19 protein-coding genes and 1 pseudogene are annotated in these 26,953 nt (G+C 73.8%); 16 read left to right on the top strand and 4 right to left on the bottom strand.

Annotation, left to right across the window (positions count from 1 at the left end):
* The first annotated feature begins 194 nt into the window (after positions 1 to 194).
* Together FIV44_RS02690 and sigJ are read left to right on the top strand one after the other, a co-directional pair.
* A complete protein-coding gene (locus FIV44_RS02690) occupies positions 195 to 3,155 on the top strand; it encodes an SNF2-related protein (protein ID WP_246086775.1) in 2,961 nt (986 codons plus the stop codon).
* Positions 3,148 to 4,038 (top strand): RNA polymerase sigma factor SigJ, encoded by an 891-nt coding sequence (gene sigJ, locus FIV44_RS02680; RefSeq protein ID WP_141003144.1) that lies wholly within the window; start codon positions 3,148 to 3,150, stop codon positions 4,036 to 4,038. The genes FIV44_RS02690 and sigJ overlap by 8 nt, the downstream gene beginning before the upstream one ends.
* Here sigJ and FIV44_RS02675 read toward each other — a convergent pair.
* Entirely contained in the window at positions 4,025 to 5,050 is a 1,026-nt protein-coding gene (locus FIV44_RS02675) for an FAD-dependent monooxygenase (RefSeq protein ID WP_219996255.1), read from the bottom strand. The two genes, sigJ and FIV44_RS02675, sit on opposite strands and share 14 nt — an antisense overlap.
* A gap of 259 nt (positions 5,051 to 5,309) precedes the next feature.
* Here FIV44_RS02675 and FIV44_RS02670 point away from each other — a divergent pair, with 259 nt between their 5' ends.
* A complete protein-coding gene (locus tag FIV44_RS02670) occupies positions 5,310 to 5,987 on the top strand; it encodes a TetR/AcrR family transcriptional regulator (RefSeq protein ID WP_141003143.1) in 678 nt (225 codons plus the stop codon).
* A 129-nt stretch (positions 5,988 to 6,116) separates the two neighbouring features.
* On the opposite strand, the gene FIV44_RS02665 is transcribed toward FIV44_RS02670, so the two are convergent.
* Both FIV44_RS02665 and FIV44_RS33815 read right to left on the bottom strand, forming a co-directional pair.
* Entirely contained in the window at positions 6,117 to 6,770 is a 654-nt protein-coding gene (locus FIV44_RS02665; protein ID WP_141003142.1) for a Pr6Pr family membrane protein, read from the bottom strand.
* A 76-nt stretch (positions 6,771 to 6,846) separates the two neighbouring features.
* A pseudogene (locus tag FIV44_RS33815) lies at positions 6,847 to 7,368 on the bottom strand (TetR/AcrR family transcriptional regulator); the annotation flags it as partial.
* A gap of 59 nt (positions 7,369 to 7,427) precedes the next feature.
* Between FIV44_RS33815 and FIV44_RS02655 the strand changes: the two are divergent.
* The 5 genes from FIV44_RS02655 (at position 7,428) to FIV44_RS02635 (ending at position 12,075) form a co-directional block, all read left to right on the top strand.
* A complete protein-coding gene (locus FIV44_RS02655; protein ID WP_219996254.1) occupies positions 7,428 to 8,876 on the top strand; it encodes an MFS transporter in 1,449 nt (482 codons plus the stop codon).
* Positions 8,877 to 8,885: 9 nt separating this feature from the next.
* Positions 8,886 to 9,230, top strand: a complete 345-nt coding sequence (locus tag FIV44_RS02650; protein ID WP_141003141.1) for a gamma-glutamylcyclotransferase family protein — start codon at positions 8,886 to 8,888, stop codon at positions 9,228 to 9,230.
* Between the two features lie 138 nt (positions 9,231 to 9,368).
* The gene (locus FIV44_RS02645; protein ID WP_141003140.1) at positions 9,369 to 10,307 is read left to right on the top strand and encodes a formate/nitrite transporter family protein; all 939 of its coding nucleotides are present in this window, start codon (positions 9,369 to 9,371) and stop codon (positions 10,305 to 10,307) included.
* A gap of 216 nt (positions 10,308 to 10,523) precedes the next feature.
* Entirely contained in the window at positions 10,524 to 11,783 is a 1,260-nt protein-coding gene (locus tag FIV44_RS02640) for a DUF445 domain-containing protein (protein ID WP_246086774.1), read from the top strand.
* A 55-nt stretch (positions 11,784 to 11,838) separates the two neighbouring features.
* Positions 11,839 to 12,075: an RNA-binding S4 domain-containing protein gene (locus FIV44_RS02635; protein WP_141007699.1), complete on the top strand. Its 237-nt coding sequence runs from the start codon at positions 11,839 to 11,841 to the stop codon at positions 12,073 to 12,075.
* Positions 12,076 to 12,081: 6 nt separating this feature from the next.
* Here FIV44_RS02635 and FIV44_RS02630 read toward each other — a convergent pair whose 3' ends face one another.
* Positions 12,082 to 12,453, bottom strand: coding sequence for an FKBP-type peptidyl-prolyl cis-trans isomerase (locus FIV44_RS02630; RefSeq protein WP_141003139.1), 372 nt, complete (start codon positions 12,451 to 12,453; stop codon positions 12,082 to 12,084).
* Positions 12,454 to 12,590: 137 nt separating this feature from the next.
* On the opposite strand from FIV44_RS02630, the gene FIV44_RS02625 reads away from it, so the two are divergent.
* From FIV44_RS02625 to FIV44_RS02590, 8 genes are read left to right on the top strand one after another with little or no spacing between them, the layout of a single operon-like run.
* Positions 12,591 to 13,439 (top strand): PP2C family protein-serine/threonine phosphatase, encoded by an 849-nt coding sequence (locus FIV44_RS02625; RefSeq protein ID WP_141003138.1) that lies wholly within the window; start codon positions 12,591 to 12,593, stop codon positions 13,437 to 13,439.
* Positions 13,436 to 14,476 carry an FHA domain-containing protein gene (locus tag FIV44_RS02620; protein ID WP_141003137.1) on the top strand — a complete coding sequence of 347 codons (1,041 nt, stop codon included), beginning with the start codon at positions 13,436 to 13,438 and terminating at the stop codon, positions 14,474 to 14,476. Before FIV44_RS02625 ends, FIV44_RS02620 begins: the two co-directional genes overlap by 4 nt.
* Entirely contained in the window at positions 14,476 to 15,948 is a 1,473-nt protein-coding gene (locus FIV44_RS02615) for a serine/threonine-protein kinase (protein WP_141003136.1), read from the top strand. Before FIV44_RS02620 ends, FIV44_RS02615 begins: the two co-directional genes overlap by 1 nt.
* Positions 15,945 to 17,372 carry a hypothetical protein gene (locus FIV44_RS02610; RefSeq protein WP_141003135.1) on the top strand — a complete coding sequence of 476 codons (1,428 nt, stop codon included), beginning with the start codon at positions 15,945 to 15,947 and terminating at the stop codon, positions 17,370 to 17,372. The genes FIV44_RS02615 and FIV44_RS02610 overlap by 4 nt, the downstream gene beginning before the upstream one ends.
* The gene (locus FIV44_RS02605) at positions 17,333 to 22,087 is read left to right on the top strand and encodes an Ig-like domain-containing protein (RefSeq protein WP_141003134.1); all 4,755 of its coding nucleotides are present in this window, start codon (positions 17,333 to 17,335) and stop codon (positions 22,085 to 22,087) included. The genes FIV44_RS02610 and FIV44_RS02605 overlap by 40 nt, the downstream gene beginning before the upstream one ends.
* Positions 22,088 to 22,118: 31 nt before the next feature.
* Positions 22,119 to 23,093 (top strand): AAA family ATPase, encoded by a 975-nt coding sequence (locus FIV44_RS02600; RefSeq protein WP_141003133.1) that lies wholly within the window; start codon positions 22,119 to 22,121, stop codon positions 23,091 to 23,093.
* A 4-nt stretch (positions 23,094 to 23,097) separates the two neighbouring features.
* Complete coding sequence (locus FIV44_RS02595) at positions 23,098 to 24,384, top strand: DUF58 domain-containing protein (RefSeq protein WP_141003132.1); 1,287 nt, start codon at positions 23,098 to 23,100, stop codon at positions 24,382 to 24,384.
* Positions 24,381 to 26,837, top strand: coding sequence for a transglutaminase-like domain-containing protein (locus FIV44_RS02590; protein WP_141003131.1), 2,457 nt, complete (start codon positions 24,381 to 24,383; stop codon positions 26,835 to 26,837). The genes FIV44_RS02595 and FIV44_RS02590 overlap by 4 nt, the downstream gene beginning before the upstream one ends.
* Positions 26,838 to 26,953 lie beyond the last annotated feature (116 nt).

Raw genomic sequence — 26,953 nt, 5'->3', positions numbered from 1 at the left:
AGGCTGGCAGGAGCCTGTGAGTCGGCCGCCGCGCGGTCGTGCGGTACGCTGATCGGACCACTGGATGCCGTCCTCCCGACGGGAACCCGGTGACGTACACCCGATCGGCGCTCTCCCGCAGCAGCGCGAGCCGCCGGCGCAACCTGGCGAGACCTGCGGATCCACCTGTCGGTGGCCGCCTGGGAAGGACACCTGTGGCTCGAGGAGGCCAGCGGGGAGCGACGCAGCAGCGTCGTGGCTCGCAGTCGGCGCGGACGCGCCGTAACGAGGAGGGCATCATCCCGCAGCTCGCGCGCGCGGTGCGCGAGGTCGAGGCGGCGGTCGCGCGCCGCTCGGCCATGCCGGAGGTGCGGGCGAAGTTCCAGGTCGTGGCGCTGCTGGCGCGCGAGGAGCGGGCCCGGGTGAAGGCGGACCCGGATCTCTCGGACAGCCGGCGGGGCGAGGAGCTCAAGCGGCTCGACGGGATCGCGACCATCCTCGCCCAGACCGCCGCGCGGGACAGCACGCTGTTCACCCTCCTCGACGAGAACGCCGAGGTGTCGGAGTCGGCGAAGGCGATGCGCCGCGAGCTGCTGCGCAAGGCCGGCGTCGACGAGCCGGAGCCCGAGCCGGTGCCGGTCGCCGTCGACCCCGAGCTGGCGGCGCTCGCCGAGAAGCGGGTCACCCCGCTGTCGGTGCAGGCCTACCAGCTCTCGCATCCCTTCCTCGCGCCCGACTTCGCGCACGCCCGGGTCAAGGTCCCGCCGCGCCGGCTGGCCGGCTGGGAGCTGCTCGAGCCGCTGTTCCGCTCCTTCGAGCGGGCGGCGCCCGACGCGCCCGCCTGCATGCCGCTGCCCGACGCCGACCAGCTGACCGCGCTCACCGGTCGGCACGCGCCGGTCGGCCGCGAGCTGATGGCCCACCAGGCGCAGCTGATCGCCTCCGCCGCCGAGGGGCACCGCACCTACCTGCTCGCCGACGAGCCGGGCCTCGGCAAGACCGCCCAGGCGCTGCTCGCCGCCGAGGCCGCCGGCGCCTTCCCGCTGCTCGCCGTCGTCCCCAACGTCGTGAAGACCAACTGGGCCCGCGAGGTCGAGATCTGGACGCCGAACCGCCGCGCGACCGTGCTGCACGGCGACGGCGACGACGCCGACGGCTTCGCCGACGTGTTCGTCGTCAACTACGAGATCCTCGACCGGCACGTCGGCTGGCTCGGCACCCACGGCTTCCGCGGGATGATCGTCGACGAGGCCCACTACATCAAGAACAAGAGCTCGCAGCGCTCCCAGAACGTGCTGGAGATCGCCTCCCGGATCCGCTCGCGGATCGCGCGGCCGCTGATGATGGCGCTGACCGGCACCCCGCTGATCAACGACATCGAGGACTTCCGCGCGATCTGGCAGTTCCTCGGCTGGATCGACGAGGTCGTGCCGCAGGGCGCGCTGATGGAGGCGCTCGAGGAGACCGGGCTGACCCCGGCCGACCCGGCGTTCTACCCCGCCGCCCGCCGTGCCGTCATCGAGCAGGGCATCGCGCGCCGCCGCAAGATCGACGTCGCCGCCGACATCCCGGCCCGCCGGGTCGCCGACATCCCGGTCGAGCTCGAGGGCGAGTCCGGCCGGTCCATCCGCAAGGCCGAGCAGGAGCTGGCCCGCCGGATGGTGGAGCGGTACGACGCCGCGATCGCCACCCGCCGTACCGGCGCCGTGGTCGAGGGCATCGACCACCGCCTGGTCCGCCAGGTCGCCGGCTGGGAGCGCGAGGACAACTCCACCAAGACGGGCGAGAACGTCTTCACGATGATGCGCCGGATCGGCCAGGCCAAGGCCGGCCTCGCCGCCGACTACACCGCCCAGTTGGCGCGCAACGTCGGCAAGGTCGTGTTCTTCGCCAAGCACATCGACGTCATGGACACCGCCGAGCGGACCTTCGCCGAGCGGGGCATCAGGTACAGCTCGGTGCGCGGCGACCAGAGCTCCACGACCCGGCAGAAGGAGATCGACGCCTTCGTCAACGACCCCGACGTCCAGGTCGCGGTCTGCTCGCTCACCGCCGCCGGCGTCGGCCTCAACCTGCAGGTCGCGTCCAACCTGGTGCTCGCCGAGCTGTCCTGGACCGACGCCGAGCAGACCCAGGCCATCGACCGCGTGCACCGGATCGGCCAGGCCGAGCCGGTCACGGCGTGGCGGGTGATCGCCACCCAGACCCTCGACACCCGGATCGCCGAGCTGATCGACAAGAAGGCCGGGCTCGCCGCCCGGGCGCTCGACGGCGCCGGCGAGGAGGTCGAGGGCGGTGCCATCGACCTGCAGACCGAGGCCCTGGTCGCCCTGCTGACCGCCGCGCTGGAGGCGCGGGGGACGCCGCCTGATTCGGCCCGCCGCCCGATGTCACAGCCGGGCCCGCTGTCCCGTCTACCTGTCATGGACACGAACAACGTGAAGATCGCAGTGGCGGGCGGCACCGGCCTGGTCGGCTCCCTGGCCGTCGAGGAGGTACGCCGCGCCGGCGCGACCCCGGTCGTCATCGCCCGCTCCCAGGGGATCGACCTCACGACCGGAGCCGGCCTCGCCGCCGCGCTGGAGGGCGTCGACGCGGTGGTCGACGCGAGCAACGTCGAGACCCTGAGCGGGAAGAGGTCGGTCGCCTTCTTCGAGGCCGCGACCGGCCATCTCCTCGAGGCGGGCGCGCAGGCGGGCGTGCGCCACCACGTCGCGCTCTCCATCGTCGGCAGCGACCGCGTCGACCTGCCCTACTACCTCGGCAAGCGGCGCCAGGAGGAGCTGGTCGCGGCCGGCCCGGTGCCGTGGTCGGTGCTGCGCGCCACCCAGTTCCACGAGTTCGCGCTGCAGCTGGTGCAGCGCAGTCCCCGCCCCCTCGCCCTGGCGCTGCGGATGCGCAGCCAGCCGATCGCGGCGCGCGAGGTCGCCGCCGCGCTGGTGGCCGCCGCGCTCGCCGACCCCGGCGGGCTGCTGCCCGACCTGGGCGGACCGCGGCCCGAGGCGATGGACGCCCTGGTGCGCCGGGTGGTCCGGGCCCGCGGCATGCGGCGGCTCGTCGTACCGGTGCCGATGACGGGGAGGGCGGGTCGCCAGGCCCGGGCCGGCGGGCTGCTCCCGGGCGCCGGGGCGAGGCTCGGCACGGAGACCTTCGAGGAGTGGCTGGCCCGTGGCTGACCGGCAGGCCGCGCTGGCGGTCGAGTACGACGCGCTCCGCCCGCGGATGGTGCGCGTCGCCTACGCGATCCTCGGCAGCCGCGCCGAGGCCGAGGACGTCGTCGCCGACTGCTGGACCCGGCTCGTGGCGGCCGACGCCCGCGAGCCGGTCCGCGACCTCACCGGCTGGCTGACCGTCGCCGTCGCCCGGGCGGCCACCGACGTGCTGCGCTCGGCGCGGGTGCGTCGCGAGGAGTACGTCGGCCCGTGGCTGCCCGAGCCCTTCGTCTCCGCGTCCGAGGCCGATCCCGCCGACCGGGTGACCCTCGACGAGACGGTGAGCTACGCCCTGGCCGTCGTCCTGGAGTCGCTGTCGCCGGCGGAGCGGACCGCCTGGGTGCTGCACGACGTGTTCGGGATGGGCTTCCCGGAGGTCGCCGCCGTGGTCGGCCGCACGCCCGCCGCCGTCCGCCAGCTGGCCGCCCGCGCCCGGACCCACCTCGCGGCGCAGACCCCGCGCTTCGAGGTCGACCGCACCGCCCACGAGGAGGTGCTCGGCCGGTTCCTGGCCGCCGCGGCCGGGGGCGACCTGTCCGCCCTCCTCGCGACCCTCGACCCGGACGTGGTGCTGACCTCCGACGGTGGCGGCGTCGTCAGCTCCGCGCGGCGTCCCGTCCTCGGCGCCGACCGGGTGGCGCGCTTCCTCGCAGGCCTCGTCGGCAAGTACGTCGGCCGGGTCGAGGTGGAGCTGGTCGACGCCAACGGCGCACCCGCGATCGGGCTGCGCGAGGACGGCACGCTCATCTCGCTGATCCTGCTGACCGTCGTGGGGGAGCGGGCCACCCGGGTCGACATCCTGCGGGCGCCCGCCAAGCTCGCCGCGGCGGAGGTCAGCCGGCGCTGACGGCGGGCAGCTCGCGGTACTCCGGCAGCGCGATGTCGTTGGCGAACAGGTCGGTCAGCCGCATCGTCGTCGCCAGCAGCATCCGGTTGCGGAAGGTCGCGTCGCGCAGCCGGATGCGCAGCCGGCTCGACGGCGCCAGGAACCCCCCGGCGTTGCCGCGGCGGGCGATCCGGGCGTAGCGGTGCATGACGCGGTCGTAGCCGGCGAGCGCCGTACGGTGGTCGTCGCCGGCCGCGGCCAGCTCGCCGGCCAGCACGTAGGCGCCGACGACCGCGAGGCCGGTGCCGAAGCCGCCGAGGGTGTTGGCGTAGGCGGCATCGCCCACGAGGACGACGCGTCCGCGGGTGTACCGGCTCATCCGTCCCCGGTGGAGGCCGTCGAGGTAGAACTCGTCGGCCGCCTCCAGTCGCTCCAGCATCTGCGGGACCTTCCAGCCAGCCCCCTCGAACGCCCGGGCCACCAGACGCTTCTGCGCGTCGGTGTCGCGGCGGTCGTAGTCGAGCCGGGGCGAGGCGAAGACGAACATGTCGGGCGCCTTGGGGCCGCCGATCGCCGCGAGCCGGCCGGGCTCGTTGTACCAGTAGCCGATCGCGCGCCCGTCCGCCGTCGCCGGCGCGGGGTGGTTGGCGCCGACCACGGCGTAGTAGTGGCCGAGGAACTCGACGTGCTCCTCCTCGGGCCCGAAGGCGAGCCGGCGTACGCCGGAGTGCACGCCGTCCGCGCCCACCACGAGGTCGAAGCTCTCGCTGCGGCCGCTCCGGAAGGTGACCTCCACGGCGTCCGGGGTCTCGGTCATCGCCTCGATCCGGTCGCCGAAGACGTACTCCGCGGCGCTGGTGGTGCGCTCGTGCAGCAGTGCGCCGAGGTCGCCGCGCAGCACCTCCACGTCGCCGCCGACGAACTCGTGGGGGATGACCGCCCGCAGCCGGTCGGCGGCGTCGACGACGTGCAGGTCTGTGGGGGCGGTGCGCACCGCGTCGACGGCGTCCCACAGGCCCATCCGCTCGAGCACCCTGCGGTGGTCGCGCCCTTGAAGTCGACCGCCTGCCCGCCGGGGCGGACCGACGGCGCCTGCTCCACGACCACGACCTCGTGGCCGAGGCGGGTGAGCCAGAAGGCGGCGGCGGGACCGGCGATGCTGGCGCCGGAGATCAGGACCCTCATGGTGTCCTCCTCGTGTCGGGGATGTCGGGGTTCTCCGACGAATTGTGTCTGGTGGACACAGTTTAGTATCTGGTAGACACAGTTAGTCAAGGGGCGAGGAGGGATCGATGTCGTACGACGGGGTCGCGCAGGTGCTGTGGGCGCAGGGGCGCACGCCGCGCAGGGGCCCGCGGCCGCGGGTGAGCCTGGACGGGATCGTCGCGGCCGCCGTCCGGGTCGCGGACGCCGAGGGCCTCGAGGCCGCGTCGATGCAGCGCGTGGCCGCCGAGGTCGGCGTGACCAAGATGGCGCTCTACCGCCACGTCCCGGGCAAGGCGGAGCTGGTCGCCCTGATGGTCGACCGCACCCTCGGCGAGCCGCCGGCGACCGGCGACGGACCGTGGCGCGCGCGCCTCGCCGCGTGGGCGCAGGCGATGCGCGACGGCTTCGCCGCGCACCGCTGGCTGCTCGCCGCCGCCGTCGGCCCGCGCGTCTTCGGCCCGAACGAGCTGGGCTGGCTCGAGGCCGGCCTCGCCGCCCTCGACGGGCTGCCGCTCGGTCCCGCCGAGCGGCTGGACAGCCTGGTGCTGGTCGGCTCGCACGTGCGCGCACTGGTCCAGCAGGCCACCGAGCCGGCGACCGAGCGCGCGCTCGCGCTCGCCCTCGCCGACGTGCTCGCGAGCCGCGCTGACGCCTACCCGCTGGCCGCCGCCGCGTTCGCGGGCGCGGCCGGCCGGGACGATGCGTTCGCGTTCGGGCTGGAGCGGGTGCTCGACGGGATCGAGGCGCTGGTGGCGTCGCGGTGAGGGCTGTCTTGCGGGGTTGGTCGGCGGCCGCGCGGTAGCCGACCGTCCCCCGCCGTCAAGGACGTCGCTTCGCTCCGCCGCTGCGCGGTCGCCCGTTCGTCCGCGCCTCCGCTACGCGGCCGCCCGCCGCTACACCGCGGCCGGCTGCCGGGGGCGCGCAGGCAGCCGCCGGTCGGCGTATCGGAGGCCGGCGATGAGCGCGGCGAACAGCGCGGTGATGCCGAGGCAGGCCACCGCCACCGAGCCCCAGCCCTCGGTGCGGTGGTCGAGGAACGGGTAGGGCACCCACCCGGTCAGCGCCGCCACGGTGAGGGTGACGGCGAGCCAGGCGATCGGCCAGGCGAGGGCGACCACGACCGCGGGTACGTCGACCCGCGGGCGCGGCCCGAACGCGAGCCACCCGGCGACGGCCAGCAGGGGCACGGCCAGGTGGAGCAGCTTGTCGGCGAGCCGGTCGGCGCCGTGCAGGTCGAGCAGCGGCCGGAGCAGTGTGAAGTGGACCAGCCCGGTGACGGCGATCCCCGTCGTCGCGGCCAGGCGTAGGGCGCGGAACCCGGTGCCGTCGCGCAGCGGGTCGCGGGCGAGGAGCGTGGTGGCGACGGCGACCAGGATGTTGCTCTGGATCGTGAAGTACGCGACCAGCCGGGCCAGCCGCAGCCCGAGACCGGGCGGCTGGACGTCGTCGAGCACGCGGCCGCCCTGGACGACGAGGACGAGCTGGAGGAGGAGCGCTGCGATCGTCACGGCCGCGGTCAGCGCATGCCAGCCGCGGGCGCCGCGCATCAGGTGTCCTCGGGGTGAGCAGTCGCTGGATCGCGTCGCCGTACGTCGCGATCACGACCTCCGGGTCGGCCGCGGTGACGATCGGGTCGCGCTGGAGGAACAGCAGGTTGAGCAGGCCGCCGAGCTGTCCGACGGCGAGCGCGACCCGCAGCTCGCGGTGCTCGCCGGTGAGGCGGGGCGCCAGCGGGGCGACGTACGTCTCGGCGGTGTGGCGGACCATCTCCTCGCGGACCTGGTCGTGGTGGGCGGCCTGGGCGAGCGCGACGTAGCGCTTGCGGATGACCGGCCGGCCGGGGTCGAGGAAGTAGGCGACCAGGCGGCGGCCGACGGTCTCCAGCGGGCCGTCGAGGACCGAGCCGATGCCGAGGGAGGTGTCGACGGTGCGCAGGAAGAGCGCCTCCTTCGAGCCGAAGTGACGGATCACCAGGGCCGGGTCGACGCCGGCCTCCGCGGCGATCGCGCGCACCGAGGCGCCGTCGAAGCCGCGCTCGGCGAACAGGGTGCGCGCGGCGTCCTCGATCGCGGTCCGGGTGGCGAGGCCGGCCGCCCGGAGCCGGGGCGCGGGGGAGGTGTTCGTCACACGGCAACCGTAGGGCATGACCAGGGCTGGTCAACGGTGTTGACACAGGACCGGTCAACGCCGTTGACTCGGGGCTCGTGACTGCGACCTCTCCTGCGCCGGCGACCGGCACCCCCGGCACCCCCGGCGCGACGGGCACGGGTACGCCGGGCTCGCCCCTGCTGACCGTGGCCGTGCTCTGCCTCGGCGGGCTCGTCGCCTCCCTCACCCAGACGATGGTGATCCCGATCCAGGGCGAGCTCGGGCGGCTGCTCCACACCAGCGAGGCCAACGCCTCCTGGGTGGTGACCGCGACGCTGGTGGCGGGCGCGGTGGCGATGCCGATCTCCGGCCGCCTCGGCGACCTGTACGGCAAGCAGCGGGTACTGGTCGTCAGCGCCGCCCTCCTCGTGCTCGGGTCCCTGGTCTGCGCGCTCAGCGGCACCCTCGTCCCGATGCTCGCCGGCCGCCTGCTCCAGGGCTTCGCGATGGGCTTCATCCCGGTCGGCATCGCCCTGCTGCGCGAGGTCACGCCGCCGCGGCTGACCGCCACCGCCATGGCCGCGATGAGCGCGACGCTCGGCGTCGGCGGCGCGATCGGGCTGCCGCTGTCGGCCTGGATCGTCGAGGACTTCAGCTGGCACACGCTGTTCTGGGTGTCCACCGGCCTCGCGGTCGTCGTGGCTCTCGCCGTCGTCCTGCTCGTGCCGCACGTCCGCGACGCCACCCCCGGGCGGTTCGACACGGTGGGGGCGGTCGGGCTGGCGCTCGGCCTGGTCGCCGTCCTCGTGGCCGTGTCGAAGGGCAACGAGTGGGGCTGGAGCCACGGCCGCACCCTCGGCCTGCTGGTCGCCGGCGTGCTCGTGCTCGTCGCGTGGGGCAGCTACGAGCTGCGCGTCGCCGACCCGCTGTGCGGCCTGCGGGTCTCGGCCCGCCGCCCGGTGCTGCTCACCAATGTCGCCGCGATCGCGATCGGCTTCGGCATGATGGCCCAGGCGATCGTCGTACCGCGCCTGCTGCAGTCGCCGTCCGCGACCGGGTACGGGCTCGGCCAGAGCCTGCTCGAGACCGGCCTGTGGATGGCGCCCGGCGGCCTGGTGATGATGCTGTTCTCGCCCGTCTCGGGCCGGCTGATCCGCGTGGTCGGCGCCCGCGTCACGCTCATGGTGGGCGGCACCGTCCTCGGTCTCGGCTACCTCTTCGCGCTCTTCCTCACCGACGCCCCGTGGCAGCTGATGGTCGCCAGCTGCATCACCTCCGCCGGCGTCGGCATCGGGTACGCCGCCATGCCGACCCTGATCCTGGAGTCGGTCCCGCTCGCCGAGGCCGGCTCGGCCGTCGGCGTCAACGGGCTGATGCGCTCGATCGGCACGAGCGCCTCCGCCGCCGTGATGGCGGCGATCCTGACCGCCTCGACCATCGACCTCGGCGGGTACGCCCTGCCCACGGAGCGGGCGTTCGCGATCTGCTTCGGGGTCGGCGCCGCGGCCGCGTTCGTCGGCGTCCTGCTGGCCGCCTTCGTGCCGCGGCCGCGGACGCACCACTAGCATCCCGGTGTGGTCCACCGCGTCTTCTCCTACGGCACCCTGCGCCAGCCCGAGGTGCAGGTCGCGCTGTTCGGCCGGGCCGTGCCGACCGTCGCCGACGCCCTGCCCGGCTACCGGGTCGACTGGCTGACCATCACCGACCCGGCGGTGATCGCGACCAGCGGCTCGGACCGCCACCCGATCCTGCGCCCCGGCCGCGCCGAGGACGCCGTGGACGGCGCCTACCTCGAGCTCAGCGACGCCGAGCTGGCGTGGGCCGACGCCTACGAGGTCGACGACTACGCCCGCACGGCCGTGACGCTGGCCTCCGGGGCCGAGGCGTGGGTCTACCTCGCCGCCGACATCGCGCCGTGACTGGCTCCGCCGCCGGCTGTGCGTCCGTGCGGCGATGGTTACCGGGGCGGCGGTGCGCGGGCCGGTCCGGGTAACCCGGGACTCCTAGCGTCGACGCCGCCAGCGAGCCGCTGGCGTCGTACCCGAGGAGAGGCACCGATGACCTACGTCAAGCCGCCGGAGCTCGCCGTCGCCCTGATCGACGCGGGCGAGTCGAAGATCTTCATGTCCACCCGCGACACCCTGGTCCGGGCGTTCATGGCCGCCGCGCTGTTGACCCTGGCGGCGGCCTTCGCCGTCAAGATGACCGTCGACACCGGCCAGCCCATCGTGGGCGCGATCCTGTTCCCGATCGGGTTCGTGCTGCTCTACCTGCTGGGCTACGACCTGCTCACCGGCGTGTTCGTCCTGGCGCCGCTGGCGTGGCTGGCCAAGCGGCCGGGGGTGACCGTCGGCGGGGTCCTGCGGAACTGGGGCCTGGTCTTCCTCGGGAACTTCGCCGGCGCCCTCACGGTCGCCTTCCTGGTCTCGGTCTTCGTGACCTACGGCTTCGACAGCTCGATCGACGACCCCGCCAACCCCTTCGCCGCCTACGGCCAGAAGCTGGCCGCCATCGGCCACGAACGCACCCTCGGCTACGAGGCCCACGGGGCCGGCGGCTGGCTGGCCGTCTTCGTCCGCGGCATGCTCTGCAACTGGATGGTCTCCACCGGCGTCGTCGGCGCCATCCTCGCGCGCGACGTCCTCGGCAAGATCGTGGTGATGTGGCTGCCGATCCTGCTGTTCTTCGCGATGGCGTTCGAGCACTCGGTGGTCAACATGTTCCTGTTCCCGGTCGGGATCATGCTCGGCGCCGACTTCACCTGGGGCGACTATTTCGTGTGGAACGAGATCCCGACCGCTCTCGGCAACCTCGTCGGCGGCCTGCTCTTCACCGGCCTGGCGATCTACCTGACCCACTACCGGACCGCGCCCCAGCGCAACGCGACCACCGAGCCGGGTGCCGTGGACCCGGACAGCACCCAGGACAGCACCCAGGACACCACCCAGGACACCACCCGGGACACCGCCCGGGACCGGGTGTCGGTGGGTGCCTGACCGCGCCCCCTCCCACGGACGACCGTCTTCTAGGCGCGACAACACATCACGGGTAAATCCGGAACCTCTCCTGCGTCCGGTCGTTGGATCGGCGTACGAGGTGTTGCGGTGACTGGGGGGTTCCGCGCGTGCCTCGCCGCGGCCCCGGATCCCACCGATCCGGGGCCGCGCGGCGCCCATCCGGCCCGGGATCGCCCCGTAGGCAAGGATGGGTGCGTGTCCGGCCCGCTCATCCCGACCGATCCCGCCGCCGATGCCGTACGCCGCAGTGCGCTGCGGCGGATGCGCACCGTGGCGGTCTCGCTGCTCCTGCTCGCCGCCGCCGTCTACGTGCTGACCCTCGGCGGGGAGGGCTTCTGGGGGTTCGTCAACGCCGGCGCGGAGGCGTCGATGGTCGGCGCCATCGCGGACTGGTTCGCGGTGACCGCGCTGTTCAAGCACCCGCTGGGGCTGCCGATCCCGCACACGGCGCTGGTGCCCAAGCGCAAGGACGACCTCGGCAAGGGGCTCGAGCAGTTCGTGGGGGAGAACTTCCTCCAGGAGGACATCATCCGCGAGCGCGTGCTCGGGGTCGGCATCGCGCAGCGGGTCGGCGACTGGCTCGCCGTGCCCGCCAACGCCGAGCGGGTCGTCAGCGAGGGCTCGGAGATCGCCGCGCTGGCGCTCGGGAAGGTCCGCGACGACCACATCGAGGCGCTGGTGACCGAGGCGCTGGTGCCGCGGTTCCGCGAGGAGCCGATCGCACCGCTCCTCGGCGGACTGCTCGCGGAGGCGATCCGCGACGACCTGCACCACGGGCTGGTCGACCTCATGCTCGAGGAGATGCACGGCTGGCTGCTCGCCAACCCCGACACCGTCCACGACGTCCTGGGGGAGCGGGCGCCGTGGTGGGCGCCGGACTCGGTCAACACCTACGTCATCAACCGGCTCCACCTGGAGATGGTCCGCTGGCTCGCCGAGATCCGCACCAACCCCGACCACCGCGCGCGCCGGGCGCTCGACTCGATGCTCGTCCAGCTCTCCGACGACCTGCTCGGCAACCCCGACACCCAGGCCCGCGCCGAGCGCCTGAAGGAGCGGGTGCTCGACCACCCCGCCGTGATCGCCAGCGCGATCTCGCTGTGGCAGGCGCTGCGCAAGGCGCTGCTGGGCTCGCTCGCCGACCCCGACGGCGCCGTACGCCGCCGGCTGCTGGTCGAGATCGAGGGCGCCTCCGCCCGCCTGCGCTCCGATGCCGCGCTGCGGGAGCGGTTGGACGGGCTCGCCGCCGACGCCGCGGTCTTCGCCGTCGACCGGTACGGCGCGGAGCTGACCGCCGTCATCACCCACACCATCGAGCGCTGGGACGGCAAGGAGGCCGCCCGTCGCATCGAGCTCCACGTCGGCCGCGACCTGCAGTTCATCCGGATCAACGGCACCATCGTCGGCGGCCTCGTCGGCGTCCTGATCCACACCGTCTCGGTCGCGATCCACTGACCCGTCGCGTTCGAACGCGACGGGTCGGTCCTAGGCTGGCCTGGTGCCCGAGCCGATGGACGTCCCGATCCGTGACGAGTCGATCCGGCTGGGGCAGTTCCTGAAGCTGGCCAACCTGGTCGAGTCGGGCGCCGAGGCCAAGCCGGTCATCGCGGACGGGCTGGTCCGGGTCAACGGCGAGGTGGAGACCCGCCGGGGACGTCAGCTGGTGCTCGGCGACGTCGTGGAGCTGGGCGGGCAGGCCGCCCGGGTCGCCGTCGACGACGGGACCCCGGACGACCTGCCGTGGTAGTCCGGGTCAGCTGACGGACAGCAGGTCCACCACGAAGATCAGCGTCTCGCCCGGCTTGATGACGCCGCCGGCGCCGCGGTCGCCGTACCCGAGGTGCGGCGGGATGACGAGCTGGCGCCGCCCGCCGACCTTCATGCCCTGCACGCCGGTGTCCCAGCCCTGGATGACCTGGCCGATGCCGAGGCGGAAGTCCAGCGGGGCTCCGCGGTTGTACGACGCGTCGAACTCCTCGCCGCTGGACAGGGCGACGCCCACGTAGTGGACCGACACGGTGCTGCCGGCGGTCGCCTCGGCGCCGTCGCCGACGGTGAGGTCGGTGATGACGAGGTCGGTGGGCGGAGTGGGGTCGACGAAGTCGATCTCGGGCTTCTGGCTCATCCCGCCACCCTAGTCGCGCCGTGCCGTTCGTGCGGGCCCACACCGAGCTCCTCGTCCAGAGGTGCTCCATCGATGCCTCACCAGTTCCCGTCGCGGGTTAGGCTGCGCGCAGCGTCCCAGCCGACGGGGATGGGGCAATGGGGACGGTCTCGGGGGTTCGAGCGGTGCGGGTCAACGCGACGGGGGCCGAGTCGTGGTCGTCGCCGGGACGGGCGACGCGGCTCGTCCATGCCGCAGGCACCCATCCGGGGCGGGTCCGGACGGTCAACGAGGACTCCTCGCTCGTCGCGCCGCCGGTGTTCCTCGTCGCCGACGGGATGGGCGGGTACGCCCGGGGCGACGTGGCCAGCCGGCTGGTCGTGGAGTCGTTCGAGTCCCTGTCCGCGCTCCGCGAGGTGCAGCCGGCCGACGTCGAGGCCGCCATCGTCACCGCGCAGAACCGGGTCGCCTCGCTGGCCGCCGAGTTCAGCTCGGCGCCCGGGTCCACGCTGGTCACGGCGGCGTACGTCCTGGAGGACGGCCGCGGCTACTGGCTGCTCGCGAACATCGGCGACTCCCGCGCCTACTGCTACGCCGACGGCGTGCTCGAGCAGATCTCCAAGGACCACTCGGTGGTGCAGGAGCTGATCGACGCGGGCCACCTCACCCGCGACGAGGCGATCGGGCACCCGGAGCGGCACGTCGTCACCCGGGCGATCGGGGCGCTGACCCCCTCCGAGGCGGACTTCGCGCTGGTCCCGGCCGAGCCCGGGTCGCGGCTGCTGCTGTGCTCCGACGGCCTCACCTCGGAGCTCTCCGACACCGCGATCCTCCACATCCTCTCCGAGGGGATGACCCCCGACCGGACCGTGCTCACCCTCGTCGACGCCGCGGTCGCGGCCGGCGGCCACGACAACGTGACCGTCGTCGTCGTCGACGTCGTGGGCGACGGTGCCGCCGGCCCGGCCGGCGAGGACACCGAGCCCGCACCGCGGAGGGCCGGATGACGACCTACCTCCCCGGCGACCTCGCGACCCTGGTCACGGACGACGGCCTCGTCGTCGCCGCGCCCGACCGGCTCGCCGAGGTCGTCGCGCTCCGCGAGCGGGGCCTCGACGCGCCGACCGTGGTCGAGGTGCTCTCGCGCGGCGACCTGCGCGCGCTGCCGGAGTTCGCCGCCGTGCGGGTCGACGGGGCCGAGGCCCGGATCCTGGTCCGCGGCGCGCTCGTCGTCCGCGTCGACGGGTTCTCGGTCGACGGCCGCGACGCGACCATGTGGACGGAGGCGTCGGCGGCCCTGGCGCCGGGCGCGGTGGTCGAGGTCGTCCCCTGCGGTACGCCGCCCGACGGCCCGGCCCTGCCGCTCACCGCCGGCGTCGTCCGCAGCGGCGCGGTCACCTGGCGCCCCGCGGTGCTCCCGGCGGCCGCGCCCGCGCCGACGGCCGCACCCGTCCCGCCCTCCCCGCCCGTCCCCGCCGCGCCCCCGACACCCGAGTACACCGTCGTCCGCGGCACCCAGCGCACCCCGCCCGCCGCGCCATCCGTCCCCGCCGCGCCCCCGCCCGACTGGCAGCCCGCGCCGGCCGGCGACCCGTCCGCCGAGCACGACGGCCGCACCATCACGCCCGCCCAGCTGCAGGCCCTGCGCGCGGCCACCGCCCAGCCGACCACGGCGCCGCCCGCCCCACCGGTCCGCCCGGTCGTGGCGCTGGCGCTCTCGACCGGCCGCGTGGTCCCCGTACGACGACGGGTGCTGATCGGCCGCAGCCCGCGCATCCAGCAGGTCGGCGGGAGCCAGAACCTGCCCGCGCTGGTCACCGTGGACGACCCCTATGTCTCCAGCACCCACCTGGAGGTCGCCGCCGACGGCTCCCGGGTCACGGTGACCGACATGTCCACCAACGGCACGCTGCTCGCCCACCAGGGCCGGGTGCCGGTGCCGCTGGACCGCGGCGTCGCGACGGAGGTCGCGATCGGCGACGTCCTCACCCTGTCCAAGGGGCTCACCGCCACGGTCGTGCCGGCGCCTCCCGAGGCGGGCTGATGCACGCTCCCGAGATCCCCGGCTTCACCTTCGTCGACCTCGTCGGCGAGGGCGGCTTCGCCGACGTGTTCCGCTACCAGCAGGAGCTGCCGACCCGGCAGGTCGCGATCAAGGTGCTGCGCAGCGGCAGCGACGCGGCGTCCATCGAGCTGTTCCGCGCCGAGGCGAACGTGATGGCGCAGCTGTCCAACCACCCCTCGATCGTGCCGATCTACCAGGCGGGCGTGAGCTCCGACGGCCGGGCCTTCCTGGTGATGGAGTTCTGCCCGCCGCCGCACGTCGCGCAGCGCTACCGCACCCAGCCGCTGGCGGTCGGCGAGGTCCTCGACATCGGGGTGAAGATCGCCAGCGCGGTCGAGACCGCCCACCGCGCGGGGATCCTGCACCGCGACATCAAGCCCCACAACATCCTCACCAGCACCTTCGGCGTCCCCCTCCTCACCGACTTCGGCATCGCCTCGGTGGTGGGTGAGACCGGCGCGGGCGCCCAGGGCCTGTCGATCCCGTGGTCCCCGCCGGAGTCGCTGACCGCCGACAGCCACGACGTCCGCAGCGACGTCTACTCGCTCGCCGCCACCCTCTACTCGCTGCTCATCGGCCACCCGCCGTACGAGCGCCGCGACGCGCCCAACGACAACGCCAGCCTGATGACCCGGATCGAGCGCGGGCAGCTGACGCCGCTGCGCCGGCCCGACGTCCCGGCGTCCCTGATCGACGTGCTGCGGCGGGCGATGGCGGTCGAGATCGACAAGCGCCCGGTCTCCGCGATGGTGCTCGGCCGGCAGCTCCAGGACGTGCAGATCGAGCTGCGGCAGTCGCCGACCCGGCTCGAGGTCATGGACGCGTCCCCGGCGGCCGTGGGGGAGGGACACCCCAACGACGCCCGCACCCTGGTCCGGCCGGTCTCGGTGATCATCCCGGCGGCGGTCCACGAGCGCCTCGGACCGCTGCAGCCGGCGGCCGACGAGCACGCGTCGCGGCCGGGCGCGGCCCGGGCCGCCACCGGCAGCTCCTCCGCGCGGCGCCCGCCGCCGCGCCGCGACGGCGACCGCAGGCTCGCCCTGCCGGCGCGGATCGGCATCGGCGCCGTCGCGGTGGCGCTGGTCGCCGCGGTCGGGTACGCCCTGGTGGCGGGCAGCGGCGGCGACGACGGCCCGCAGGACGGGCCGCTGCGCGGCGAGGACCCGCCCGACGCCGTGATCGACGTGCCCCCGGCGCCGGTCGTCAGCAAGTCGGGCAAGGGGACCCGCTGGACCTTCACCTGGACCCAGGACGAGCCCCGTGAGCGCGACGAGTTCAAGGTCCTGCTGACGGGTGACGGCGCGGACCAGGACGCTCCCGAGTACACCGCCGCGACGAGCAAGACGCTGACCGTGCCGCGCGACGCGACGGTGTGCATCCAGGTGTCCCTGTCCCGGGTGGGCAGCCCGCCGTCGCCGCCGTCCGACCAGGTCTGCGTGGTGGGCCGATGACCGCGCTGCGCCGCTGGCGCCGGACCGCGTCCGCCACGGCGCTCGCCGTCCTGCTGGGCACCCTCGTGGTGCTCGCCTACCAGCACGACGGGAAGCCGTTCACCGAGGTCGAGCTCAACGACGGCGGGGTCTGGGTCACCAACCGCGACCAGGGCCTGGTGGCCCGGCTCAACCCGCAGATCAAGGAGCTCGACCTCGGCGTCGAGGCCGCGAGCGCGAACTTCGACATCTTCCAGCGGGCCACCAGCCTGTACGTCGACGACACGTCCTCGGAGCGCTCGGTCAAGCCCGTCGACGTGGCCAAGGCCGCCCTCCAGGACCCGACCGGCCTGCCCACCGGCGCGGTCGTGGCCAACGGCGGCTCGACCTTCGCGGTCGTCGACAAGGTGAGCGGCAAGGCCTGGGTCCGCTCGGCCGCGCGGCTGCGCGGGTTCTCCGCGAAGACCGCGCAGCCGGACCTCGAGGGCGCCCTCACCGCGGCCGTCGGCACCGACGGGCGCGCCTACGTGCTCGGCCGCGACGGCGAGATCACGCCGGTCACCCTCGACGAGGCCGGCAACGCCGTGGCCGGCGACCGGATCGACCTCGGCGGGAAGCTCGGCACCGACCCCGACATGGTCGCGCTGACGGTCGTCGGCGACACCCCGGTCCTGTTCGACCGGAACTCGCTCGAGCTGCGCCGCCCCGGCGCGAAGCCGGTCGTGGTGGAGGCGGCGGACCCGTCCGAGGTCGAGCTGCAGCAGCCGTCCGGCGCCAGCGACGACCTCTACCTCGCGACCGCCGAGGGCCTGGAGAGGACCCCGGTCGACGGCGGCGGGCTGTCACGGATCAGCCGAGGCCAGGTCGCCGGCGCTCCGGCGGCCCCGGTGCAGCTGACCGCCACCGGCTGCGTGTACGCCGCGTGGGCCGACCCGCAGTCGCCCCACAACTACCTGCGCGACTGCGCCGACGACTCCTTCGACGACACCTCGCCCGTCCCGGGCATGCAGGCCGGCGCCCACCTCCAGTTCCGCGTCAACCGCGACGTGGTGGTCCTCAACGACGCCATCACGGGCGACAGCTGGCTGGTGCAGGACCCCGGCAAGGCGAAGATCGACAACTGGCCGGCGGTGGACCCGCAGAACCAGAACAAGTCGAAGCTCAAGGAGACCACCGACGAGATCCCGGACCAGGAGAACCGGCCTCCGGAGCCGCAGGACGACGATCTCGGCGCCCGCCCCGGCCGCTCGACCGTGCTGCCCGTGGTCGCGCTCAACGACCACGACCCGACGGCGACATCATCAGCATCTCCAAGACCCAGCACGTCAGCGGACCCCAGCTCGAGGTCAAGATCGTCGGCGGCGGCACCCAGCTCCAGGTCGCCGTCCCGGCGGACGCCACCGGCGTGTCGACCTTCCGCTACTACGTCACCGACGGCCGGGTGAACGAGGAGGTCTGGGCCGAGGTCCGGCTGCGCATCCGCGACGACGGCCAGAACACCAAGCCGCAGATGATGGAGGACCGCGAGCCGCGGCTCACCGTCGCGCGAGGGGCGACGTCCAGCTACTACCTGCTGGCCGACTTCTTCGACATGGACGGCGACGACCTCACCCTGACCGACGCCACCGCCCGCGGCGGAGAGGTGGAGTTCCGCCCCGACGGCACGATCACCTTCTCCGACACCGGGGCCGGGGCGAAGGTGACCGAGATCGAGTACACCATCGAGGACGGCTTCGACAGCTTCGTCGGCAAGCTGCCCGTGCAGATCCTGGGCGACACCGCCCCGCCCGAGCTCGTGCCCGACCTGGCGTCCGGCGTCGCCGGCACCCGCGTCGTCGTCCAGCCGCTGACCAACGACCGCAACCCCGAGGGCAGCGACCTGACGCTGAAGAGCGTCAAGGTGGTCGGCGACGACGCCGGCACCGAGATCTCCAAGGACCTCGACTCCGGGACGTTCACGTTCTACTCGGCGCGGGCGCGCAGCTACTACCTGGAGTACACCGCCTACAACTCCTCCGCGACGCGGTCGTCCCTCATCCGGCTCGACATCGAGTCGCCGCCGAAGGACAACCGGCCGCCGGTGGCCGTGCGGGACAAGGCCGTCATCACGCCCGGCGGGACCGCGCAGGTCGACCTGCTGCTCAACGACCTCGATCCCGACGGCGACGTCCTCGTCGTCAAGCGGATCGGCCGCCCCTCGATCCCGGGCGTGAAGGTGTCCGTCGTCGACAAGCGGCTCGCGGTGGTCAGCTCGGCCACCGACATCGTGGGCCAGCAGGCGACGGTCGAGTACGTCGTGTCCGACGGCCGCAGCTCGGCCGTCGGCCAGCTCGTCATCACCCAGCGGCGCTCCACCCAGGAGAACCGCCATCCGGTCGCCAACAAGGACCAGGTGACGGTGCGCGCGGGCTCGGTCACCACGATCCCGGTGCTCGGCAACGACTCGGACCCCGACGGCGGCAAGCCCCGGCTGTTCCAGTCCGACCTGATCAACGAGCAGAACCTCGACGTGTGGGTCGCGGGCGACGCGCTGCGGCTGCGGGCGCCCGAGGAGCCGGGCACCTACTCGGTGATCTACGGCGTCCGGGACACCGACGGACTCAAGGCCACCGCCGAGGTGAGCATCTACGTCGTGGCCGACTCGGCGAAGAACAACCATCCGCCGCTCCCGCAGCCCATCATCGACCGGGTGATCGCCGGGCGCCCGAAGGTCATCTCCGTCGACCTCGCCGGCGCCGACCCCGACGGCGACTCGGTGGCGTTCCGCAGCATCCTCACGGCGCCGTCCCTCGGCCGGGTCCTCGACACCGGTGTGGACTGGATCCGGTACGAGGCCTTCGAGGGCAAGACCGGCACCGACTTCTTCCAGATCCTGGTGCAGGACAAGTACGGCGCCACCGGCGTCGCCGAGGTGCGCGTGGGCGTCGTCCCGGAGGAGACGGAGAACCAGCCGCCGGTCGCGCTGGACGACAACGTCCTGGTCCAGCCGAACCGGACCATCTCCTACAACGTGCTGACCAACGACGTCGACCCCGACGACGACCCGCTGCGCATCGCCCAGCTCAACAGCACCAAGGAGGCCAAGCACGAGAACGGCTTCATCGAGCTCGAGGTCGGCGACGCGCCCGACACCGGAGCCGCGGCGACGAACATCGGCTACACCATCGAGGACGCCGCCGGCGCGCGCGACAACGCCGTGCTCAAGGTCTCGGCGAGCCGAGACGCCCCGTTCTACGCGCCGATCGCCCGCGACGACGTCGCCGACCTGGGCGACATCATCGGCCGCGACCCCGGAGCCATGGTCGAGGTCCCGGTGCTCGACAACGACCTCGACTTCGACGGGGCGAAGGCCGACCTGCGCGTGAGCGGCTGCGACGCGGGCAGCCAGGGCGAGTGCCAGGTCATCGGCGAGAAGACGGTCAAGATCCGGCTCAAGGCCGAGGACCAGGTCGTGCTCTACCGGCTCGACGACGCGGACGAGGAGTCGACGGGGACCTTCGGCGTCATCTTCGTCACCGGCACCGACAACGTGCCGCCGCAGCTCACCACCGACGAGGAGCGGATCCCGGTGAAGGCGGTCGCGGGCGAGGAGGTGGTCTTCGACCTGCAGGACCTCGTCGTCACCCGTGCCGGCCGCGAGGCCCGGATCGTCCCGGACTCGATGCCGACCGCCGTCAACGGCGCCGTCAACCCGGTCGACGGCGAGCCCACCTCGCTCGCGTTCACCCCGGCCCGCGGTCACGTCGGCCCCGCCTCGGTCACCGTCGCGGTGACCGACGGCCGGACGGCGGCCGAGGACGCCGCCCTCACCTCGCTGCTGACGATCCCGATCGACGTCCGCCCGTCCGGGAACGTCGCGCCCGTGATGCGCGACGCCGCCGTCGACGTCACCGTCGACGGCGACGCCGCCGAGGTCGACCTGGCCGGGCTCACCCGCGACGCCAACGAGGACGACCTCGCGACCATGACCTGGTCGGTGAAGGCCGCCGACCCGGGCCTGAGCGCCAGCGTCGCCTCGGACGGCAGCATCCTGTCGGTCAAGGCCGGCGGGGGCGCGAAGGACGGCGACACCCTGCGGGTCCACGTCGTGGCCGACGACGGGCACGACGGACAGGACGAGGGCGTCGTGACGGCGCGGGTGGTCGGCAGCGACCGTCCCCTGCTGCAGGTCCCGGTCATCAGCGTGACCGCCACCAAGGACCGGTCGATGTCGGTCGACATCGCCGACTACGCCGTCAACCCGTTCCCGGGCGAGCCGATCGAGGCCAGCAACCCGCAGGTCGAGGGGTCCGGCCGGCTGACCGGGCTCGAGGTCGACGGGTCCGCGGTCTCCTTCACGCCGACGGGGACCGGCACCTCGACGATCAAGGTCAGCGTCGCCGACGCCTCCGGCGACCGCGCGCGCGAGGTCACCGCGCGGATCAATGTCGAGGTGGTCGACGTCCCGGGCGCCCCCCAGCGCCCGACCCTGTCCTCGGTCGAGGCGTCCTCGGCGGTGCTGTCGTGGCGCGAGCCCGAGGACAACGGCGCCCCCATCGAGGAGTACGAGGTCATCGGCGACCACGACTTCCGGCAGAGCTGCACGGCGACCACCTGCCGCCTCGTCGGCCTGACGCCGGGCGAGGCCTACACCTTCACCGTGCGCGCCCGGAACAGCGAGGGATGGGGCCAGGAGAGCCCGTCGTCGGAGGAGATCGTCCCCAACAAGGCGCCCGACCTGATGACCCCGCCCACCATCGTCGTCGAGCCGAAGCCCACCGGCGGCAAGATGGACCGCCAGCTGACCGTCCGCTGGACCCCGCCGCGCAACGAGGGCTCGCCGATCACGGCGTACGAGATCAAGGAGGCCGGCAGCAGCCGGACCTGGCAGGCGTCGGGAAGCGCCACCTCGATGGTGATCCCCGGCCTGAGCAACGGGACGCCGTACGCCTTCGAGATCCGGGCGGTCAACGAGGTGGAGCCGCGGCGGCAGTTCTCGGACGCCTCGAAGTCCGCGACGCCCTTCGGCATCCCGATGCGCTCGGGCGCGCCCCCGCAGCTGACGGCGAGCGAGGCCGACAACTACACCGAGCAGCCGTGGGTGCGCATCGACTGGGCCAAGTGGTCGCAGTCGCAGAGCAACGGCAACGACGTGACGAGCTACACGATCACCTGCAACGGCTGCAACCGGGGCACGTACGTCGTCGACGCCTCCGCCTCCTCGAAGACCTTCGACCCGAGCGACGGGATCCGGAAGGGGCAGACGTTCACGTTCACGGTGGCGGCGACCAACGACGCCGGGACCAGCGACCGCAGCCCGAGCGTCTCGGGACGGCCGTGGACCAAGGCCGGGCCCGTGCGCAACCTGCGCCAGGTCGGGGAGTCGCCGTCCGACCGGACCGCGGTCCTCGCCTGGGACCCGCCCGCCGACGACGGCGGCCTCGGGATCCGCCACTACGTCGTGCAGTCCAGCACCGGCTGGTCGACCACGGTCGGGTCGGCCCCCGGGGGCGGCCAGCGGATCACCTTCCCGGAGAACGGGCGCCACTACGTCAAGGTGTGGGCGGTGACCTACAACGGCGACCGCTCCGTGGAGGGCCAGCCGACCCAGCTCGGCGACGTCGACACCTGGGGCAAGCCCGGCGCGCCGCGGCTCACCGACACCACGAGCAACGGCTACTACCTGGTCGACTTCCCGATCCAGTCGGGCGCCGAGAACGGCCGGCCCGTCACCGGGGTGCAGGTCAGCACCGACGGCGGGGCGAACTGGCAGACCGTCAGCGGGACCTTCCAGGTCGAGGTGCCGGAGGGCGGCACGCAGCGGACCATCCGGGCCCGGACGATCTCGTCCGCGACCGACGACCGGCAGTTCAGCGACCCGGTCTCCCTGACCGCCGCGTCGAAGAACCAGGACCTCACGGTCAAGTTCGAGTGCGGCCTGCGGTGCAAGCTGAAGGTCGAGGGGTACGGCTTCCTGAGATCGAGCCAGCCCGCGCAGGTCACCATCTCCTCCGGCATCCAGCCCAATCCCGACACCTGCGGGTCGCTCAGCCGCGACGTGACCGCGGACGGCAACGGCCGGCTCTGGTTCTACGCCGGCGGCGACGGCTGCTGGTTCACCGGCTCCGGGAACGCCACCGTCACCGTCCGTGACGAGACCCGCACCGCGCCGAAGAACTGACCTCCTCCCGCTGATCGCCCGAAAGGACGCCATGTCGCTCACCGCCGAAGAGACCGAGTGGTTCTCGCAGACCTTCGCCCAGCTCGTCGCCAACGTCGAGCAGGCCATCGTCGGCAAGACCGAGGTCGTCCGGCTCGCCTTCGTCACCCTGCTCGCCGAGGGGCACCTGCTGCTCGAGGACTACCCGGGCACGGGCAAGACCTCGCTGGCGCGGGCGATCGCGCAGACGATCCAGGGCGACCACCACCGGATCCAGTTCACGCCCGACCTGCTCCCGAGCGATGTCACCGGCGTGACGATCTTCGACCAGCGCAGCCAGCAGTTCGAGTTCCACCAGGGTCCGATCTTCTCCAACGTGGTCCTGGCCGACGAGATCAACCGCGCCTCGCCGAAGACCCAGTCGGCGCTGCTGGAGGTGATGGAGGAGAACCAGGTCACCGTCGACGGCGTCACCCACCAGGTCGACCAGCCCTTCATGGTGATCGCGACCCAGAACCCGATCGAGCAGGCCGGCACCTACCGGCTGCCCGAGGCCCAGCTCGACCGGTTCCTGGTCAAGACCTCGCTCGGCTATCCCGACCACGCCCACACCGTCGAGATCCTCGCCAACGCCCCGAAGGGCAAGGCCGCCGCCGTCCTGCACCCCATCATCAGCGGCGACAACGTGCTGCACCTGATCCGCCTCGCCCAGCAGGTCCACGTCGAGCCGGCGGTCTACGAGTACGTCTCCAGCATCACCGAGGGCACCCGGGAGGCCTCCGAGGTCGTCCTCGGCACCAGCGTCCGGGCCGGCCTCGCCCTGGTCCGCGCGGCCCGGGCGTGGGCGCTGTCCTACGGCCGCAGCTATGTCGTCCCCGACGACGTGAAGACCCTGGCGATCCCGGTGCTGGCGCACCGGATGGTCCTCGACCCCGAGGAGGACTTCCGCGGCACGACCACCGAGGAGGTCGTCCGCCGGGTCCTCGAGCGGGTCTCCGTCCCCCTGGAGCCGGTGGGCGGCCGATGAGTCGATGAAGGGTCCCCGCTCCTGGGCGGCCGGCGCGCGCCGTACGCTCTCCGATCTCTCCCGCCGCCGGCAGGCGCTGGCCGGCCGGCTGCGCGACGGCGTCGCCGACCGCACGCAGCGGGTACGCCGGGCGGTGGCGCCGGTCACGGGAGCGGTCACGCCCGCGGGGTGGGTGGTCGCCGCGATGGCGCTCGCGCTGCTGGTGGCCGGTCCGCTGCTGCGGTGGCGCGAGCTCCTCGGCGGCGGGATCTTCTTGGCGCTGGTGCTGCTGCTGGCGGTGGTCTTCGTGGTGGGCCGGCTGCCGCTCCTGGCGCGGCTCGACCTCGCCCGGGACCGGGTGATCGTGGGGGAGCGGGCCAACGGCTACCTCACCGTCGTCAACCCCAGCGGCCACCGCTCGCGGGCGCTGGTCGTCGAGTTCCCGGTGGGCGCCGGCCGCGCCGCCTTCGAGCTCCCGGGCCTCGCGCCCGGCGCGGAGCACGAGGAGCTGTTCGCGGTCCCCACCGCACACCGGGCGGTGCTCGACGTCGGCCCGGTCACGGCGGTGCGGGCCGACCCGCTGGGGCTGCTGCGCCGCGAGCGCCACCTCAGCGAGATGGACACCCTCTACGTCCACCCGAAGACGCTGCGCGTCGACGGCTCGGCCGCCGGCCTGGTCCGCGACCTCGAGGGCCGCACGGTGCCGAAGGTCTCCGACAACGACGTCTCCTTCCACGCGCTGCGCGGGTACGTCGCCGGCGACGACCGCCGGCACATCCACTGGAAGTCGAGCGCCAAGACCGGCACCCTCATGGTCCGCCAGTTCGAGGAGACCCGGCGCTCCCACCTGCTGACCATGGTGAGCTCGCGGCTCGAGGACTACGCCAGCGACGACGAGTTCGAGCTGGCCATCTCGGTCGCCGGCTCGCTCGGCACCCAGGCCCTCGCCGACGGCCAGCGGCTGAGCGCGGTGGCCTCCCACGGCTCGCTGCCCGCCGTCAGCGCCCAGCGCTTCCTCGACGGGCTCTCCGGCCTGACCTACGACTGGCAGGCGCGCCGGCTGGTCGAGGTGGCGCGCCGCCTGAGCGTCGACGAGCTCGCCGCCAGCGTCATGGTGCTGTGCATCGGCTCGGGCGTCACCATCACCGACCTGCGCCGCGCCCGGCAGTTCCTGCCCGTCGACACCCGGGTGATCGCGGTGCGCTGCCTGGTCGGCCAGGAGCCGTCGGTGCGCTGGCTCGGCGACCTCGGGGTCGCCACGGTCGGGCGACTCGAGGAGCTCGGCGTCGCCGTACGACGGGTGTCCGCGTGAGCCGCCCCGCGAGCGGTCCCGTCCCGCCCCCGGTGCGCTCCGCCTCGGGCGGCGCCCGGCCGGTGGAGATCGTCCCGGACCGCCGGCGCGGCCGCGGCTCGCTGCCGCCCTGGTGGCTGGTCCTGGTGGACGTCGCGCTGCTGCTGGTCCTCGGGATCCTCTGCGCGTGGCCGCTGGGCGAGGCCTACACCGGCCGCCGCTGGCTGCTCGCCGTCGTCGTCGGCCTGGCCCTCGGGATCGCGGTGGCCTGGCTGGCCGCGCGCTGGCGCTGGGGGCCCTGGTCCACCGCGCTGGCCGCCGCCGCGGCGTACCTCCTCGTCGGCTCGGCCGTCGCCGTCCCCACTCGGGCGCGCGGCGGGTACGTCCCCACGGCCGACTCGCTGCGCGACCTGGTCGTCGGGCTGGTGCACGCGTGGCGCGAGGCGCTGACCCTGCCGGTGCCGCTGGGCGAGAACGGCGTGGTGCTGATCGTCCCGCTCGTCACCGGCCTGCTGGGCGGCCTGGTCGCCGCGCTCCTGCTCTGGCGATCGCGGTGGCCGGGACTGGCCGGCCTGGTCCTCGGCCTGGTCCTGGTCCTCGCCTCGGCGTTCGGCGACGTCGCGGCCCAGGCCGCGCTGACCCGCGGCCTGGTCGTCGCGGTCGTCGGCGTCGTCTGGCTGCGCTGGCGCTCGCTGCGGCACGTGCGGGCCCGGTGGGGCCGGCGGGTGCTGGCGACGCTCGTCGTCGTCGGCGTCGCGGGCGGCGCCGCCACCGGTCTGGGCGCGCTGGCCGACCCGGACGCCAACCGGGTGGTGCTGCGCGACCACGTGGACCCGCCCTTCGACCCGCGCGACTACCCGAGCCCGCTGGCGAAGTTCCGGGCCTACAAGAAGGAGCCGATCCGGACCGGCACGACGCTCTTCACCGTCGACGGGCTCGACAGCGGCACGCTCGTGCGGTTCGCGGTGATGGACACCTACGACGGCATCGTGTGGAACGTCTCCGGCGGTCCGGGGTCCGCGCACGACTCCGGCACCTTCCGGCGGCTGCGCAACGACCCGGACGCCAACGCGAGGGCGACCGTCCACGGCCGGATCACGATCAACGACTACACCGGCGTGTGGGTCCCCAGCGTCGGGGAGACCCTGTCGATGACGCCGGTCAGGGACGGGCGCACCGACGGCGAGGCCGCCGGCGAGCTGGTCATCAACCGCGAGACCGGGACCGTCGCGCAGATCGGCGGCGTCGAGCGGGGCACCACCTTCGAGGTCGAGGCGATCGCCCCCCTCGACCCGGTCGAGGAGGAGATCTCGGCGCTCGACGCCGACGGCTCGGTCTCGCTGCCGCCGCCCGCGATCGTCCCCGAGGAGCTGGTCGAGCGGGTCCAGCGCTGGCGGACCGAGGACGGCTTCAGCGGCGGCCCCGGCGGCCTGCTGGCCCAGTTCCTGCGCGACTCCTTCCGCGAGCACGGCTTCTACTCCGACGGCATCGACGACGACGTGCCCGCCGGACACGGCGCCAGCCGGCTGGCGGTCCTCGCCAAGACCGCGACGCCGGTCGGCAACGCCGAGCAGTACGCCGCCGCGATGGCGCTGATCGGCCAGCGGCTGGGCCTGCCGATCCGGGTCGTCATCGGCTTCAAGGTCCCGCCCGGCGGCGAGGTCCGCGGCGAGAACGTCACCGCCTGGACCGAGGTCAAGCTGAAGGACGCGGGCTGGGTGCCCTTCGACCCCACCCCGCCGGAGGATCAGAAGCTCCGCCGGCCCAATGACGACCCCAACGAGGACCCCCAGCCGCAGGTCCTGCAGCCCCCGCGGGTCCCCGGGGAGCCGAAGGAGGCCACCGACAACCTCCAGCAGGGCGACGGCCAGCGCAAGGACCTCGACGTCCTGGCCGTCCTGGGCACGATCCTCGGGATCCTCCTCGACGTCGCCAAGGTGGTGCTCCTGCTCTCCCCGCTGTGGGGCGTGCTGCTCTTCAAGCTCCTGCGCCGGCGCCGCCGCCGGCGGGCCGGCGACGCGACCCTGCGGCTGACCGGCGCCTGGCACGAGCTCGCCGACCGGGTGCGCGACCTCGGCGTCCGCACCACGCCGGGATCCACCCGGCGCGAGAGCGCCTACGCCGTCGCCGAGCGGTACGACGCCGTACCCGTGGTCACGCTCGCCCACACCGCCGACCGCCACGTGTACGGCGAGGGGGAGCCGAGCCTCGAGGAGGCCCGCGCCTACTGGGCCGACATCGACACCGCGCTCAAGCGGATCCGCAGGGCCACGCCCTGGTGGCGACGGCTGCTGGCCCGCTTCTCGCTCGCGTCGGTGCCCTGGCGCGCCGGCCTCGCCCGGGTGCGGAGCGCGCTGGCCGGGCGCGTGCGCCGGCTCGGCCGGTGGCTGCTCGGGCGCGGCCCCGTGGTCCGCCTGCGCGCGCTGACCCGGCGCAAACTGACCTCGAGGCGCCGTCGACCCGGCGCGAACTGACCTTCCGCGCCCGCCGACCCGGCGGAAACTGCCCCGGCTCGCTGCGCTCGCGGGCAGTTTCCGCCGGGTCGGCTACCGCGCTTCGCTGCGCTCGCGCGCTGGGGTTTGCTGTTGCC

The organism is Nocardioides humi (assembly GCF_006494775.1).
Classification (GTDB): domain Bacteria; phylum Actinomycetota; class Actinomycetes; order Propionibacteriales; family Nocardioidaceae; genus Nocardioides; species Nocardioides humi.
This window is presented reverse-complemented; position numbering and strand designations above follow the sequence as displayed.